General features: G+C 49.9%; 19 protein-coding genes. 6 read left to right on the forward strand and 13 right to left on the reverse strand.

Annotated elements, in window-relative coordinates; translation table 11 throughout:
• Nucleotides 1–65: 65 nt before the first annotated feature.
• From dsrK to dsrA, 8 genes are all read right to left on the reverse strand, one after another.
• Nucleotides 66–1628, reverse strand: a complete 1563-nt coding sequence (dsrK, locus tag J9253_RS11285) for a sulfate reduction electron transfer complex DsrMKJOP subunit DsrK (RefSeq protein WP_028490364.1) — start codon at nt 1626–1628, stop codon at nt 66–68.
• Between the two features lie 14 nt (nt 1629–1642).
• Nucleotides 1643–2410 (reverse strand): respiratory nitrate reductase subunit gamma, encoded by a 768-nt coding sequence (locus J9253_RS11290; RefSeq protein WP_210221092.1) that lies wholly within the window; start codon nt 2408–2410, stop codon nt 1643–1645.
• Nucleotides 2411–2503: 93 nt separating this feature from the next.
• Nucleotides 2504–2839, reverse strand: coding sequence for a TusE/DsrC/DsvC family sulfur relay protein (locus J9253_RS11295; protein WP_038141926.1), 336 nt, complete (start codon nt 2837–2839; stop codon nt 2504–2506).
• 31 nt (nt 2840–2870) lie between these two features.
• The gene (tusB, locus tag J9253_RS11300) at nt 2871–3176 is read right to left on the reverse strand and encodes a sulfurtransferase complex subunit TusB (protein WP_210221093.1); all 306 of its coding nucleotides are present in this window, start codon (nt 3174–3176) and stop codon (nt 2871–2873) included.
• A gap of 14 nt (nt 3177–3190) precedes the next feature.
• The gene (gene tusC, locus J9253_RS11305; protein ID WP_028490360.1) at nt 3191–3595 is read right to left on the reverse strand and encodes a sulfurtransferase complex subunit TusC; all 405 of its coding nucleotides are present in this window, start codon (nt 3593–3595) and stop codon (nt 3191–3193) included.
• A 12-nt stretch (nt 3596–3607) separates the two neighbouring features.
• Nucleotides 3608–4000 carry a sulfurtransferase complex subunit TusD gene (gene tusD, locus J9253_RS11310; RefSeq protein WP_210221094.1) on the reverse strand — a complete coding sequence of 131 codons (393 nt, stop codon included), beginning with the start codon at nt 3998–4000 and terminating at the stop codon, nt 3608–3610.
• Between the two features lie 27 nt (nt 4001–4027).
• Entirely contained in the window at nt 4028–5104 is a 1077-nt protein-coding gene (gene dsrB / locus J9253_RS11315; RefSeq protein ID WP_210221095.1) for a dissimilatory-type sulfite reductase subunit beta, read from the reverse strand.
• A 94-nt stretch (nt 5105–5198) separates the two neighbouring features.
• A complete protein-coding gene (gene dsrA / locus J9253_RS11320; RefSeq protein WP_028490357.1) occupies nt 5199–6500 on the reverse strand; it encodes a dissimilatory-type sulfite reductase subunit alpha in 1302 nt (433 codons plus the stop codon).
• Nucleotides 6501–6819: 319 nt separating this feature from the next.
• On the opposite strand from dsrA, the gene J9253_RS11325 reads away from it, so the two are divergent.
• From J9253_RS11325 to J9253_RS11345, 5 genes are all read left to right on the forward strand, one after another.
• A complete protein-coding gene (locus J9253_RS11325) occupies nt 6820–7698 on the forward strand; it encodes a TauD/TfdA family dioxygenase (RefSeq protein ID WP_210221096.1) in 879 nt (292 codons plus the stop codon).
• 21 nt (nt 7699–7719) lie between these two features.
• Nucleotides 7720–7917, forward strand: coding sequence for a hypothetical protein (locus J9253_RS11330; protein ID WP_028490355.1), 198 nt, complete (start codon nt 7720–7722; stop codon nt 7915–7917).
• Nucleotides 7918–7921: 4 nt separating this feature from the next.
• On the forward strand, nt 7922–8611 hold the full coding sequence (gene cas6 / locus J9253_RS11335; protein ID WP_210221097.1) for a type I-MYXAN CRISPR-associated protein Cas6/Cmx6: 690 nt from the start codon (nt 7922–7924) through the stop codon (nt 8609–8611).
• A gap of 139 nt (nt 8612–8750) precedes the next feature.
• The gene (locus J9253_RS11340; protein WP_210221098.1) at nt 8751–9095 is read left to right on the forward strand and encodes a TusE/DsrC/DsvC family sulfur relay protein; all 345 of its coding nucleotides are present in this window, start codon (nt 8751–8753) and stop codon (nt 9093–9095) included.
• 88 nt (nt 9096–9183) lie between these two features.
• The gene (locus tag J9253_RS11345) at nt 9184–9375 is read left to right on the forward strand and encodes a hypothetical protein (protein WP_028490352.1); all 192 of its coding nucleotides are present in this window, start codon (nt 9184–9186) and stop codon (nt 9373–9375) included.
• Between the two features lie 74 nt (nt 9376–9449).
• On the opposite strand, the gene J9253_RS11350 is transcribed toward J9253_RS11345, so the two are convergent.
• Together J9253_RS11350 and J9253_RS11355 are read right to left on the reverse strand one after the other, a co-directional pair.
• A complete protein-coding gene (locus J9253_RS11350; RefSeq protein ID WP_210221099.1) occupies nt 9450–10301 on the reverse strand; it encodes a hypothetical protein in 852 nt (283 codons plus the stop codon).
• Between the two features lie 114 nt (nt 10302–10415).
• The gene (locus tag J9253_RS11355) at nt 10416–11084 is read right to left on the reverse strand and encodes a Fe2+-dependent dioxygenase (protein ID WP_210221100.1); all 669 of its coding nucleotides are present in this window, start codon (nt 11082–11084) and stop codon (nt 10416–10418) included.
• A gap of 63 nt (nt 11085–11147) precedes the next feature.
• Here J9253_RS11355 and J9253_RS11360 point away from each other — a divergent pair, with 63 nt between their 5' ends.
• Nucleotides 11148–11468 (forward strand): hypothetical protein, encoded by a 321-nt coding sequence (locus tag J9253_RS11360; protein WP_051543540.1) that lies wholly within the window; start codon nt 11148–11150, stop codon nt 11466–11468.
• A 5-nt stretch (nt 11469–11473) separates the two neighbouring features.
• Here J9253_RS11360 and soxA read toward each other — a convergent pair whose 3' ends face one another.
• Genes soxA through J9253_RS11375 form a run of 3 tightly spaced genes read right to left on the reverse strand, consistent with a single transcriptional unit; the run spans nt 11474 to nt 13521 of the window.
• Entirely contained in the window at nt 11474–12256 is a 783-nt protein-coding gene (gene soxA / locus J9253_RS11365) for a sulfur oxidation c-type cytochrome SoxA (RefSeq protein WP_210221101.1), read from the reverse strand.
• Entirely contained in the window at nt 12253–12720 is a 468-nt protein-coding gene (gene soxX, locus J9253_RS11370; protein WP_210221102.1) for a sulfur oxidation c-type cytochrome SoxX, read from the reverse strand. The genes soxA and soxX overlap by 4 nt, the downstream gene beginning before the upstream one ends.
• A 51-nt stretch (nt 12721–12771) precedes the next feature.
• A complete protein-coding gene (locus J9253_RS11375) occupies nt 12772–13521 on the reverse strand; it encodes a cadherin (protein ID WP_210221103.1) in 750 nt (249 codons plus the stop codon).
• Between the last annotated feature and the right edge of the window lie 64 nt (nt 13522–13585).

Here is a 13585-nt window from a genome sequence, read left to right on the forward strand (position 1 = left end):
TTGGAAAACCCGAACATACCGGATTAATCAATATCTAAAATCGTTTTGAACCAGAGGACTGCGCCTTATGCGTCGTCGTCCTCATCCTCTTCTTCGTCAGGACGTGCCTGAACGGACACTTGCCGTTGCAGGATGATTGCGTTACTCACCAATTGGTGAACACTGACAATCTGATCCATCGTGAAACCGTAATACGGCAACACTTTCGTAAATTGTGATTTGCAAATCGCGCAAATCGCCGCCATGTGGGTCACGCCATTATGGGTAGTCACATGCTTGAGGGCTTCAGCACGCGGCTGAGCACCTTTAACACGGATTTCCATCAAGTCGTCTGTCAACAAACCACCACCACCACCACAACAGAAGGTTGCGTCATGAATGGTGTCTGCTGGCATATCCACAAAATTGTTACATACTGCGCGAATGACATGGCGTGGAATCTCAAACTGACCACCGGGGGCATCACCCATACGGCTACCACGTGCCACGTTGCACGAGTCGTGGAAGGTCAGAACCTTGTCATCATTCTCGGTCTTGTCAATTTTCAGCGTCCCAGCCTGCAAATGTCCCCAAGTAAACTCCAGAATGTGTTGGGGTATTGGGTAACGCTGGTCAAGAAAATCAAACGGCCCAGCCAGTGTATTCAGGAAACTGTATGCCACACGCCATGCATGACCACATTCGCCGAACACAATACGTTTAACTTTGTGCTTGATCGCTGCTTCACGAACCCGCAGGGAAACCCGGCGCATGGTCTCGTAAGAGCCGATGAACATGCCGAAGTTACCGGCCTCCGAGGCAACAGTACTTAATGTCCAAGTTACACCCGTTTCATGGAATACTTTGGCATAACCAATCAAACCATCAATGTGCGGCTCAGCAAAGAAGTCCGCCGAAGGTGTTACCAACAGCACTTCTGCGCCATCTTCATCCAATGGGAACCGAACTTTGATGCCAGTATCATCTTCCACATCCTCTTCCAACCCCTCAACCGTATCGAACAGCGCGGGACCAGGCAAACCAAGGTTATTACCAATCTTGTAAACCTTGCCGAGGATTTCATTACAATACTTCTGACCATAACCGACGTGATCCAGAATCTCGCGGGCAGCCATGGAAATTTCAGCCGTGTCGATCCCATAAGGGCAGAACACGGAACAACGGCGGCACTGTGAGCACTGGTGATAATAGTTATACCAGTCCTTCAACACATCTTCGGTCAGGTCAGTTGCACCCACCAGTTTGGGGAAATACTTGCCCGCAAACGTGAAGTAACGGCGATAAACCTTACGCAGCAAATCCTGACGTGCTACTGGCATATTTTTCGCATCAGATGTACCAATAAAGTAATGACACTTATCGGTACATGCGCCGCATTTAACGCAAATATCCAAGAACACTTGCAGGGAGCGATAACGGCCTTTCAAATCAGCCATTTTATCCAGTGCACGCTCTTTCCAATTAGGTACCAATTCACCAATTTCTGCGAAATCGGAAGGGAAGTGCATCGCCTCCTGAAAGGCGGGTTTGGCGATGAACGGGCCTTTGCCCTTCATCACATCTTCACGCACTGCTGGAACTTCGCAGTAGCCTTCACCCGTTAATGTTGGAACTTCGTAATCAGCCATGGTGCTCTTACCTCTTATTTCTTCAGTTCGTCGAGGTACAACTTACCTTGACGTTCCAGTTCCAATGCCCAGCCAGATATATGGCGTTTTTCACGCGGGTTATCCACCTGATTACGGGTCGGGCTAAAAAATATGCCCGGTGCGTGCATCAACTTACTGATCGGGAAAATAATCATCAGCAATGCCACCAACAGCAAATGAATCAATACAATCGGATCAGCGGGTAAGCCTTCGTCACCGAAGAAACCAAACGTCAACAAACCACCAAAGAATGCTTTTACCTGGGTGACATCCGTATGGGTAACGAAGCTCATCATCAGGCCACTCATGCCGATCGCAATCAGCAGTGCCAACATCAAATGGTCAGATGGCGCAGAAATATAACGCACTCGATCCACTAAGAAGCGACGCGCCCACAAACCGGCCAAACCCAATACCATTGTAAAACCAGCATAGCGACCGAAGGGCTGCATGAAGACCAAAAAGTCATTCATATCGACGAAATAACGGCTATGACGTATCAATACCAACCACAATGACATGTGGAATAGGATGGCGAATAACCAAAGCGTTTTATTCGAGCGGAATAAGCTCTGAAAAAACACCACCTCACGGAACATGCGCCATACCACACCTCGCTGCGTTACAGGCGCAGGCGTAGTGGGAATCTTCAACGGGGCTGGGGTATTCCAATATTGACGGACTTTTACGACCACACCGCCAACTAAAATTAACGTTGCCGCCCAAAACAACAGTCCGTAAAGGATACTTACGAATGTCACTATGTACTCCTGATGCCATTGTCTCTCTTCTGAAAACCTGTCAACAACAGGGCTTAAGAAGAGGCTCCGGCGAACCGGAGCAACTCTATAAAATTATACGCAACCCGTTGGTTTAGGCAGACCGCCGTATTTACAAGCTTGCTTGCCAGGGCCGTATGGGAACAGGCTGTACAGGTACTTAGAGTTACCTTTATCAGCGCCCAAACGCTTGCCAACGGCTTTAGTCAGAACGCGTACCGCTGGAGCAATTTGATACTCTTCATAGTATTCACGCAGGAAATTCAGGATTTCCCAGTGTTCGCTAGTCAGGGTAACGTCTTCTGCTGTTGCCAGCGCTTCTGCAACTTCTGGAGTCCAGTCGTTCAGATTCTCCAGATAGCCTTCTTCGTCCAGCGCGATGTCTTTGCCGCCGATGTTAAGTGATGCCATGAGATGGCCTCCTATCAAAAAATGTTAAAACTTATAGCCAGCTTTGGGTCGTATCGTTGTTTGCTGTCAGGTCTACAAAACCTGCATAATCAACGCTGACTATCCCGTCCATTGCTCTGCCGTCCAAACCACGTGCCGCCAGGTCTGCACCCAACACATACACGGTCTTGTCTGCCATCGCAGCCTTTACTTTACCAGAAAAGCTTGACCCATCGACTGCTCCAACCACCGCATCTTCAATCATAATGATCGAATCGCCAGCGTTAGCGTGCGTCAAGCAACTATCAAAAGCCACACGTTCAAACGGGGACTTATTGACAATATGTAACATAGCCATGATCAAATCCTCCGTTAGAAGCTCAAAATTACTTCTTGCTCAGCCATCATTGCTGCCATGCCTTTGGCATCAACCAGAATAATGGAAGGCTTTTCAGCGTAATCATCATCAGCATCTTCGTAAGTGAGCTCCATCAGGTCATCAACCGTCAGGCCACGCTCTGCCAAAGACTCGCTGGAAACGTACAGCTTGGTAATGTCATAGTCACCCAGTGCACGAAAGGTCGGTGAGAAATTCTTCATGCCGATGCCTTTGCTGTTTTGGCCTTTCGTAATTTGGTAAACACCGTCGTCGATGAATGCCAAACTAACGTTTTGCTCAAAAGCAGCAGAAATCAAGACGACTTCCAGTGACTCCAGCGCGTAGACCGTGCCGTAAGGAGCTTTACGATTTACAAACAGAAAATTCTTTGTAGTCATTTTTACAGCTCCTTAATCGCCAAACACGACTAAACGGTCAGACTGAATACCACCCTCAACCAACTGACCCAAGCCCGAAATACGGAAACCGGGGGCAATGTTGTTGGCGTCCATACCCTGACGCTTCGCCTCATCTGCATCCATAATGCCGCGACGTTGTGCCGCTGCGATACAGATAACCAAGTCCAAACCGTGCTTTTCAGCCAGCTCTGTCCACATTTTTTGGATCAGGCGGTCGTCAGCCGGTGGAACAGTCAAGCGTGTGCCGTTGTTTACGCCGTCATGGTAGAAGAACACACGAAAAATTTCGTGGCCCTTCTCCAATGCAGCACGGATGAACTGAATGGCAGAATCAGACGCTTGGTGCTGATAAGGCCCTTCGTTGACCAGAATTGTGTATTTCATTCCGTTCTATTCCTCGTGCCGCTTCGATCAGAAACGGATATGCGTTGAAGAGTTCAGGTTTGCACGCGCACCACGCCAGTTGTCGATGTGGTACTTGGTGAATGGCAGACCAGTCACTTCAAAGAAACGCGGCCAGCCGATACGCTCAACCCACTCGTTGATACGCTCCCAATCTTTCGCGCCTTCTTTGTAGCACTCCAGAATTTTCTTAACAATCGCTGTGGCTTCAGGCCAACGCGGTGGATTGTTCGGGATACCAGCAGCAACCAAACGTTGGAAGGTTGGTTTGCCACGCGCATTGGAGTGGTTACCACCGATCCAGACAGCCAATTGGGTATACTGGTGATCGTTGATCTGCATAGGAGGGCATGGTGGGTAACAAGCACCGCAGCAAATGCACTTCTTCTCGTCAACTTCCAGGGACGGTTTGCCGTCAACCATAGCAGGACGAATCGCCGCCACTGGGCAACGTGCAACAACCGTTGGACGTTCGCACACATTACCAACCAGCGCGTGGTTGATTTTTGGTGGCTTAACGTGCTGTACGTTGATCGCGATATCGCCTTGACCGCCACAGTTAATCTGGCAGCAAGAAGTGGTGATATGTACGCGGTTCGGCATGTTCCATGCTTTGAACTCAGGCAGCAACTCATCCATCATGGCCTTAACCACGCCGGAAGCGTCCGTACCAGGGATGTCGCAATGCAACCAACCTTGTGTGTGGGACAGTGAAGTCACTGAGTTACGCGTACCACCAACGGGGAAACCCGCATCTTCCAGCGCCTTAACCAGCGGCTCTACTTTGTCGCCGTCAGCCACTTGGAATTCGATATTGGAACGAATGGTGAAGTGAACATAACCTTCGCCATACGTGTCACCGATGTCCATCAGCTTGCGCAGGGTGAACACGTCGAGGATACGTTGTGTACCCGCGCGGACTGTCCAGATTTTTTCGCCAGTTTTGGAAACGTGAACCAACACACCTGGGCGTGGGTCTTCATGATATGCCCACAAACCGTAGTTGCGGCGCATAACAGGGTGCATGTACTGGAAACCATCTGGGCATCCAGACTCAATAGGATCGCGCATTTCTGGTGCGGCCATGTGAAGCCTCCGTCAGAGTAAACTCAAATTTATCAATAATCTGGGCAAACAAGGCGGCACACTTGGCCGCCCTGTTGCAAAGAGCCGTATAGTATTAAGCAGCCGCAGCCATTTTTTCTTCGCGCTTGCGGTTGAACCAAGCTTCAGCAGCTTCGTCCCAACCATCAGTACGCACATAAGAAACGTTACGCGGTTGCTTGATCATGTTTGGATCTGGGTCAATACCGATGCCTTCGAGGAAGTTCACCAGACCGATACGCTCAATCATCTCACCGCAACGCTCATGTTCCAGACCGTTTTCAGCCCAGAAGTCGATGATGGAAGCAGCCAGCTCAACGATACGCTCATAATCTTCTTCGGTATCCAGCTTCATGAATGGAATAACAACAGTACCCATCAAGTCGCCGATTTTCAGAGTACGCTTACCACCGATCAGGATAGTTACGCCCTTGTCATCGCCTACTTGCAGTGCTTTTGGCATAACGTTCAGGCAGTGCATACAACGTACACAGTTGCTGTTATCAACAGTGATGGTGTCATCGTCGTTCAGCTTGATCGCTTGAGTAGGGCAACGGCTAATAACGTTGTCGAACATGTACTGACGGCCTGCGGAACGATCACCTTCTTTGCCAATTTCCTTGGCTTTCTTCATGATCATGTTAGCAACTTCAGCTTGATTGATTTTCATCTCATCACGCCAAGTACCAATAACCGCGAAGTCAGAACGTTCAATCGCGTTCTGGCAATCGTTAGGGCAGCCGGAAACCTTGAACTTGAACTTGTAAGGCAGCGCCGGACGATGCACGTCATCCGTAAAGTTGTTCATCAAGCGACGATGCGTGGCGTGCTCGTTACAGTTGGACATTTCACAACGGGCAGCACCCACGCAAGACATACCAGTACGCACGCAAGGGCCTGCACCACCCAAGTCCCAACCGTATTCATTGATTTCATCAAAGAAGTGTTGGAAGTTAACGCTGTTTGCGCCGATGAACATGATGTTGCCGGTTTGGCCGTGGAAAGTTTGCAGGCCAGAGCCCCATTTTTCCCAGCTATCAGCCAGTTGGCGCAGCATGTCAGTGGTGTAGTAGTTGCCAGCAGGTGGCTGTACACGTAGGGTATGGAATTCTTTGGATTCCGGGAACATGTGACCGACTTCAGAGAAGCGCGGGATAATGCCGCCACCGTAACCGAAGACAGAAATGGTACCACCTTTCCAGTAGCCCATTTTGGTTTCATAAGAGTGCTCCAACTGACCCATCAAACCATTGATGGTGTTGCGGATGCGTTCATCTGGATGCTCGTCACGCAGCTTTTTAAAGCCGCTGATGAAGCTAGGCCATGGGCCTTCTTCCAGCACATCTAGCATTGGTGTTGGATAATTTTTAATTGCCATACCTGCCTCCTCAGTAAACGATTACGATGGCGTTTCCTCCTGACCGGCTCTACACTCAAAATCAGGCTGAAATTTCAATTCAAAAACGGGTCGCGGAACTTTCGTTCCCTCAATATGCGAGTCTGCTAAGTGTATGCGTGATACCTACAACAAAGAATCTCACCCATGGGGTGTTGCCTGAATCCAAGCCGTATCCCTTAGGGGATATACCTTCAACATAATCAAAAATAGTTCAGCAACAACAGTACAATAGCATATTCGGATTTTTTAATATTGCAAATAGCTGGATTTGGCAACGGTCTTTCCTGAGGTCTGTAAAATGCACAACTTACCCTTTTATTTCAATAACCTGATGACTTACCAAACATGGCGGACAAAAAAACTGGACGCCTACCCACTGTCATCCGAACAGTTGTTCACGCCCATTCATGACCCGGAAAATCCCAGCGCAGCAGAACTGGCTCAACTTCAAAGTATTTGCCGTCAACACAATCTTGCCCTGTACCGTTTCATGCAAGGCGATGTGCGCAGCAAACGCCATGTGCACCGTTTAGGGCAAAAAGTAGGGCTATTCCGGCTGGATAACAATTTGTGTGCCGATGAAGACAGCCTGACATCCTTACACGTCACGTCCCATGTCGGGCAGCACGATTACATCCCCTATACTAATAAACAGTTAAGCTGGCATACCGATGGGTATTACAACCTGCCGGAAGCGCAAATCCACGGCATGGTATTGCATTGCGCCCAACACGCACTGGAAGGCGGAATGAGCTGGCTAATGGATCACGAGATTGCCTACATCCTGCTACGCGATGCCAACCCGGATTACATCCACGCTCTGATGCACCCGAATGCGTTTACCATCCCCGCCAATATCCTCAACGGGGAAATCATCCGCCCGGCACAATCCGGGCCAGTGTTCAGCATTACGCCAAGCAGCCACTTGCACATGCGCTATTCCGCCCGCCAACGTAACGTACAATGGCGTGATGATCCGCTCACACTGGAAGCTGCCGATTTCCTATTGAATTTATGGCAACAGGACTCACCTTACAAAATAGGGTACACATTACAAGCAGGCGAAGGCTTGGTGTGCAACAACGTGCTGCATTGCCGCACTTCTTTCAAAGACAGTGACGACCCGGCACAACAACGCTTACTGTACCGAGGGCGTTATTTTGATCGGGTGCTTTAAACCCCACCACAAGGAGACAATATGCTCAGCTTAAGCCAAATCCTGATGGCAGAAGGTGAAAACATCAGCAATTTCGACGAGTTAAAACAAATCGTACAAAAACGTGCCCTAGAAACAGGCTCTATTTTCTTCCAGATTGATATTGAACCACCCGGCTACAAAGACCGCCCGGAAGACTGGTACGATCAACTGGAAATTGCATTTTCATCGGCGAGGTAACAGGATGTTTTGGCAGGAAGACGAAGATAAAACCCTCCCCTTCATCGCGCCCGATGACGTGCTGGACGTGAGTTTCGCCATCGACTGCAAGCGGTTGCCACTCGATCATGCTTGGGATTTGGCACAAGCTATCCAGCAAGCTCTGCCTTGGTTTGCCGAGGAAAGTGTGGCGGGGGTACACCCGGTTCACGTCGCTGAAAGCGGCAATGGCTGGGAACGCCCGGATGACCCGACCAACCAATTCCTATTGCCTTCGCGTCGCACCCGCCTATTTTTACGCATCCCCAAACAGCGGATTGCTGCCACACAAGCCCTCAGCGGCAAGACGCTGGATGTTGGCGACTACCCGATTGGCCTGCGTGACATGAAAGAAAAGCCGTTTATCCACACCTCAGTAGTCTTCGCTCGCTATGTCCTATCGAACGAGGGTGAAGATGAAAACAGCTTTTTGCAGCGTATGGCAGCAGAAGTAAAAAGGGTGGCGGATTTCAAAGTAAAAAAACTGCTGTGCGGCAAAAGCCACACACTCCGCACGCCCGACAACGTTTTACACACACGTCATCTGATGATTGCCGATCTGGACAGTGACCCTTCCATCAAGCTGCAACAATACGGTTTAGGCGATGGGCGCAAGTTGGGTTGTGGGTTATTCATGCCACATAAGGGCATTAAAACCCTGAAACCTACAGAATGATCCTCTACGCCCATCGGCATACACCTCACAGCCGGGTGTATCCCTTTTGAGGAATGGGAGGAACGGTACTTTTTCGTATAATTTTGCGATCAAGAATTTCATCGAATGGCAACATTCACTTTTGCATGAGGAATAAAACATGGCTTACGAAGTAAATGGCACAACCATCGAAACCACTGAAGCGGGTTTTCTGGTAAACCTGAACGATTGGAACGAAGAAGTTGCTAAAGTTATTGCCACTGAAGAAGGCATTGGCGAGTTGACCGAGCGGCATTGGGATGTCCTCAACTACTTGCGCGACCAATACATCAACAACAACGGCACACAGCCAATGGAACGCATTATCCAGAAAGCCATGGCCGACAAGTGGAGCGACAAGAAGTTGTCCAGTAAAGACATGTACACCTTGTTCCCACGCGCACCGAGCAAGCAAGGCTTGAAAGTTGCGGGTCTGCCAGCGACTAACCGCAAAGGCGGCTATTGATTTCTACCCGAAAGGGGGTATCCCCCTTTTAACGGAATCCGTTTATCCTGCTACCAAGAATTTGGTTATTTTGAAAGAGGCACCGGACATGAGCACTAAGCAAGAGCTGATCAACGAAATGATTGAAATGCAGCGCAAATTCACTGCATACGAGCAATCAGGCAAATTCAGCGCAGAAGAATATTACGTTGGTGAGTGGAAAACTTACCGCGAGCGTTATCAAGAGCTGACGAATGAAGTCCGCGAAATGGCATCCAAAGAAGCTAACTTCTGGAAATAAGCTGTAATCGCTTCAGATACCTGAAAAGCCGCTAACCAGCGGCTTTTTTAGTTTTTACCAGACAACAAACCGACTCAATGACCCACGGCGCGAATCTTGCGCACCTTTGCCCAAACTCCGTGGTTGGACTCATGCTGAACGTCCAGAATACTCACCACATCCCCTTGCTGGAAACCACCCATCGTGCGATTGCCGTGCGGCTGGTCGTAAATGCCGTGAATTTTTTGCGTGCGGTATTCCCCACCGACTTCTGGTAAACCACTATCCGGGGCAATATGCAAACGCTGCCCGTACCAGCCGTAATCACGTAATTCCCCCAGATAAACCCACGCCACAATCCCCACGGGCAAGGGTTTGCCACGCGGCATTTCTGCGGGTATTGCCACGGGGAGCGGTTCAGCACTGACCACTTCCGGCACTTCAACAGGTTCAGATTCAGGGGTAGCAGGCGCAAGCTGCTGCTGGGTAATTTTCTTCAGCTTGACGGGGGAGGTGGAACGGTTGGCCTGTGCCACGCGTTTAACATCAGCACTTTCGGCATCATGCAAAACCGCTGGCATTACAGAGACCACTTGCTGTTTTGGTTTAGGCTTTGCTAGCGCCACCTGCGAAAAGTCCTGCCCTACGCGCATAAAACCCAGTGCCACCGGGCTATCCAGCGCGACCTGCCAGGACGCGGATACTGGCGCAGGCGGCGGCGGTGGAGGAATACGATTTAGCCGCGTAGTGGGTGCTGTCAAATCTTGCAGGGCATTCGCCAAGACCGGCTGACGCATAGACTGCGCCTCCAACACATTGAGGCGGTGGTAAAAATACCCCAACCCTGCCAAAGTACTGGCCTGTACCGCAGCGACAGGAACCCATATCAGTGCCTGCTTGGTGTTAAATTCCCACCAAGATGACTTCTTGACCAACAGTTGCGCCATGCAAAACTCCTTGTAGCTGCATTTAACACTCACCCCCTGTTTTGCACTCAAACCAAACGATTGCCAATCGTATCCCTGACAAAGAAAAGGGATTTTCGGCTTAGTGGCACTAACCTACACCTCACTCCACATTCGCAACAAGTTGATGTGGACAGTGCTGATGTTGGCCGCCTCGCTCGAGGCTGGCAGCTTTTCCATCACACTCTCACGCGCCTGAGCCAACTGGTAAAGCAATTCGCGCTGTTGCGGGTCTTTCACCAGACTTTGCGCCCATGTCACTGCCACCAGCCGTACACCTTTGGTCACTTCCGCGACTTTATGCCAACTGCCAGAATCATACACAACCGCATCACCCGCTTCCCCACGTATTTTTTCTTCCCCATACGCAGTGCGGATAACAATTTCACCGCCCTCGTAGTCATCATTGAGGAAGACTGTGCTGGAAACATCCGTGCGGTAACGCCCCGACATCGGCCCCATCACCGGGTCATCAACGTGGAAACCGTAGGCCATACCCGGCAGATAACGCGCATAAAACGCAGTGGCCACCCGCAGTGGCATAACGGCGGCTTGATATTCAGGGTTTTGTACCAGCGGCGACATCACCATCGCATTCAGGCGACGGTGCAAAGGGCTGTTGGGGGAAAGTTCCTGATTGTACTTAACCTTGGCAGCCTCCGCTCCGGCAGAAAAGCGCCCATCCACGAATTCGCCGGTGGCCAACAATTCCTGTACTTCCTTGATACGCTGGGGGTCGAGTACTTTTTTGATCAGCAATAGCATGGCAATTTCCTTTAAGCGATGGAATCGGGTAATCTGCCCACGAGACAGATAAAAGGTTAAAGAATGATGCAATTACGGATACAAATCAACGACACCACACGCGATATTGACGTGCCAGATTTCATACTGGCAGAAGGCGAAGACTTTTTTGCACAACTCGATCAGGACATGGATAAAGGCTATCAAATGAGCCGGACATGGGTAGACAACCCCGATCAGGAACAGCGGTGCCAAATTGTGGCAGACAAGCTTCTCACCGCACTATCCAACGGCAACCAGCAAAGCGGCACACTCATGGCGGCCTACATACTCAAACGGATGCCACGCGTGAGCGAAATCCACATGAATATCGAAGGCGATATGACCGGGCACGATTTCCTGTAAAGGGATCAATACCGCACAGCAGGCGTTTCGATTTTCAGGCCATTGGAACGCGACATAATATAAGCGCCCAGCAGTTTGCTTTCTTCTGCATCGGGCGCGAACGGTTCGGCACGCATCAAGGTCAGGCATTGTTTAATGCGTAAATCGAGGTTTGCCATTTCACCCGTATCCAGCCGGTAAGCTGGGAAACCATTACCCTGCCCTTGGCTGATTTTCTGCCCACGAATCATCTGACCGGGGTACATGTCATGGCAATGGGCGCAAGACATATCAATCAAGCCGAAGCGGGTTCTGTACAGTTCCTCACCTTTTTTCAGTAGCGGTGCCATATCGCCGTCGGTTTGCACATTGACGGGTTCACCAACAGCCAAATGGCGCACAAAGGTTTCCAGTGCCAGCAAATCATGATCGTATGCGGGCAAGGGGGCTTCACCTGACTGCTGTTCACGGCAACTCATGATTTTATCTTGCAAGCGCACAATGCCGCCCTGCGCCTTATCGTAGATCGGGTAACGCGCCAGATTGTTCACAGCCAGCTTTTCACCCGCCTCGCCGTGGCAACTCGCGCAAGATTTGCCGGACGCAGGCTTGGCATTAAACAATACCCGCCCTGCCTCCACGGCAATGAAACCGGGATTCTGGAATTCATCATCCTGCATCTCACGGGTTTCGTCTTTGACGAATTCATGACCAGACTTGGAAGGTGTCGGCGCATCAGCAGATACATAACAAGACATTGCCAGCAGCAAACTGCCCATCCACAAACGTGAGGAAGTAGGTGTAATCATTTGAGCGTTACCAGATAAGCGATGACATCCTCGACCTCTTGCGCGGACAGGAATGTCTTGCCCTCGTAGGATTTCGCAGGGCGATTGATCAGGCTGGGGTCACGGTAAAAGCCGGGCATGATCGAATTCGGGTTCAGATGACGCGAATCCACCACCCGCAAGCGTAATTGCGCCTCCGTAAGGCGGGCGGCAATACCAGCCAGCGGCGGCGCAATCGTCCCATAGGCTTCGATGCCTTCAATTGGCAACTGGTGGCAAGCGAGGCAATTGCCTTTTGCTCCATCCGACACCACTTTAATGCCATTCGCGACATCACCTTTCAAACCGCATAACGGTGCAGGAATGGCATAATTAACCATTTCCCACTGGCAATAGGTTTCTGGCGCGGGCGGAACACCTTCGACTTCAGCCATCGCAGGCATACCAACAAACAAGAGAAGAATCAGGGTGTTTACAGTTTTCATCCTATTATTCTAGGCCACTGTAGCCACCCTGTCTTGATTTAAATCAAATCGTTAGCGAGAACTAAGCCTTTTATTCTGCTCTTTCAACATAGGTATAACCGCTCTCTCGATAGCACTAACATTGTTTGCAGCTTGGCAACTCAACAATTGAGCTTCCAGTTTTTTGATCTTGTTTTCCAGTTGCGTGGTCAAAGAAACATCCACAGCAGGAGGCAGCACTGCCTGACCCGGGCATTGAATTGCATTACCATAATTCCCGGTATACCCCTGCAACCAACCAACATTCATAAAATCATTACCAGGGTTGGTATTCACTGAATTAGGCAATTGATTAAACGGATCAGCATTCTCCAGCAATGCAACCTTGCTGGAACAGCCAGTCGGGCTAGCAAATGAGAAAATACGCATTTCCTCCCCAGCCTGCCAACCAAAGTTGGGTGCTCTACCCTTCGTATATTGAAGACCAAACGACAAATAATCAGCATCAGGGTTTTCTACGGGCGCATCGACCCGTGAATGATTAATCCATGCCAAACCATCAACGGCACTATGGATACTTAGGGCATCAAAACGACCACTATCAACACCATGAGGAACACTTAACGTCACTTGGGCGGACAATGCCATATCAGGGGATGGCACCACATCAGGCTTCATATAGATCACGTATTCACTGCTATCAGCCTCATACGCTATACGAAACTGAACATCAGCCATAACATTGGATGCGCTTAACAAAGCTAACAGCGCGACACTGCTTTTGAGGGAAGCGGCAAAACCATACATTGCGGTTTTCATCATGTCACCTTATTTTTATATAAGTAAATCGACACTCTGAGCTTTATTAAAATATCCTTATTAACTA

It is taken from the genome of Thiothrix litoralis (assembly GCF_017901135.1).
Lineage (GTDB): Bacteria > Pseudomonadota > Gammaproteobacteria > Thiotrichales > Thiotrichaceae > Thiothrix > Thiothrix litoralis.

What these genes read in the sequence shown, in the direction of transcription:
- cas6 (WP_210221097.1), top strand. Translation starts at nt 7,922, where the DNA reads ATGTTTTGGCAGGAAGACGAAGATAAAACCCTCCCCTTCATCGCGCCC.
- J9253_RS11360 (WP_051543540.1), top strand. Translation starts at nt 11,148, where the DNA reads ATGATGCAATTACGGATACAAATCAACGACACCACACGCGATATTGAC.
- J9253_RS11325 (WP_210221096.1), top strand. Translation starts at nt 6,820, where the DNA reads ATGCACAACTTACCCTTTTATTTCAATAACCTGATGACTTACCAAACA.
- tusC (WP_028490360.1), bottom strand. Translation starts at nt 3,595, where the DNA reads ATGACTACAAAGAATTTTCTGTTTGTAAATCGTAAAGCTCCTTACGGC.
- dsrK (WP_028490364.1), bottom strand. Translation starts at nt 1,628, where the DNA reads ATGGCTGATTACGAAGTTCCAACATTAACGGGTGAAGGCTACTGCGAA.
- J9253_RS11375 (WP_210221103.1), bottom strand. Translation starts at nt 13,521, where the DNA reads ATGATGAAAACCGCAATGTATGGTTTTGCCGCTTCCCTCAAAAGCAGT.
- J9253_RS11345 (WP_028490352.1), top strand. Translation starts at nt 9,184, where the DNA reads ATGAGCACTAAGCAAGAGCTGATCAACGAAATGATTGAAATGCAGCGC.
- soxA (WP_210221101.1), bottom strand. Translation starts at nt 12,256, where the DNA reads ATGATTACACCTACTTCCTCACGTTTGTGGATGGGCAGTTTGCTGCTG.
- J9253_RS11330 (WP_028490355.1), top strand. Translation starts at nt 7,720, where the DNA reads ATGCTCAGCTTAAGCCAAATCCTGATGGCAGAAGGTGAAAACATCAGC.
- tusB (WP_210221093.1), bottom strand. Translation starts at nt 3,176, where the DNA reads ATGGCTATGTTACATATTGTCAATAAGTCCCCGTTTGAACGTGTGGCT.
- J9253_RS11350 (WP_210221099.1), bottom strand. Translation starts at nt 10,301, where the DNA reads ATGGCGCAACTGTTGGTCAAGAAGTCATCTTGGTGGGAATTTAACACC.
- tusD (WP_210221094.1), bottom strand. Translation starts at nt 4,000, where the DNA reads ATGAAATACACAATTCTGGTCAACGAAGGGCCTTATCAGCACCAAGCG.
- soxX (WP_210221102.1), bottom strand. Translation starts at nt 12,720, where the DNA reads ATGAAAACTGTAAACACCCTGATTCTTCTCTTGTTTGTTGGTATGCCT.
- dsrB (WP_210221095.1), bottom strand. Translation starts at nt 5,104, where the DNA reads ATGGCCGCACCAGAAATGCGCGATCCTATTGAGTCTGGATGCCCAGAT.
- J9253_RS11355 (WP_210221100.1), bottom strand. Translation starts at nt 11,084, where the DNA reads ATGCTATTGCTGATCAAAAAAGTACTCGACCCCCAGCGTATCAAGGAA.
- dsrA (WP_028490357.1), bottom strand. Translation starts at nt 6,500, where the DNA reads ATGGCAATTAAAAATTATCCAACACCAATGCTAGATGTGCTGGAAGAA.
- J9253_RS11295 (WP_038141926.1), bottom strand. Translation starts at nt 2,839, where the DNA reads ATGGCATCACTTAACATCGGCGGCAAAGACATCGCGCTGGACGAAGAA.
- J9253_RS11340 (WP_210221098.1), top strand. Translation starts at nt 8,751, where the DNA reads ATGGCTTACGAAGTAAATGGCACAACCATCGAAACCACTGAAGCGGGT.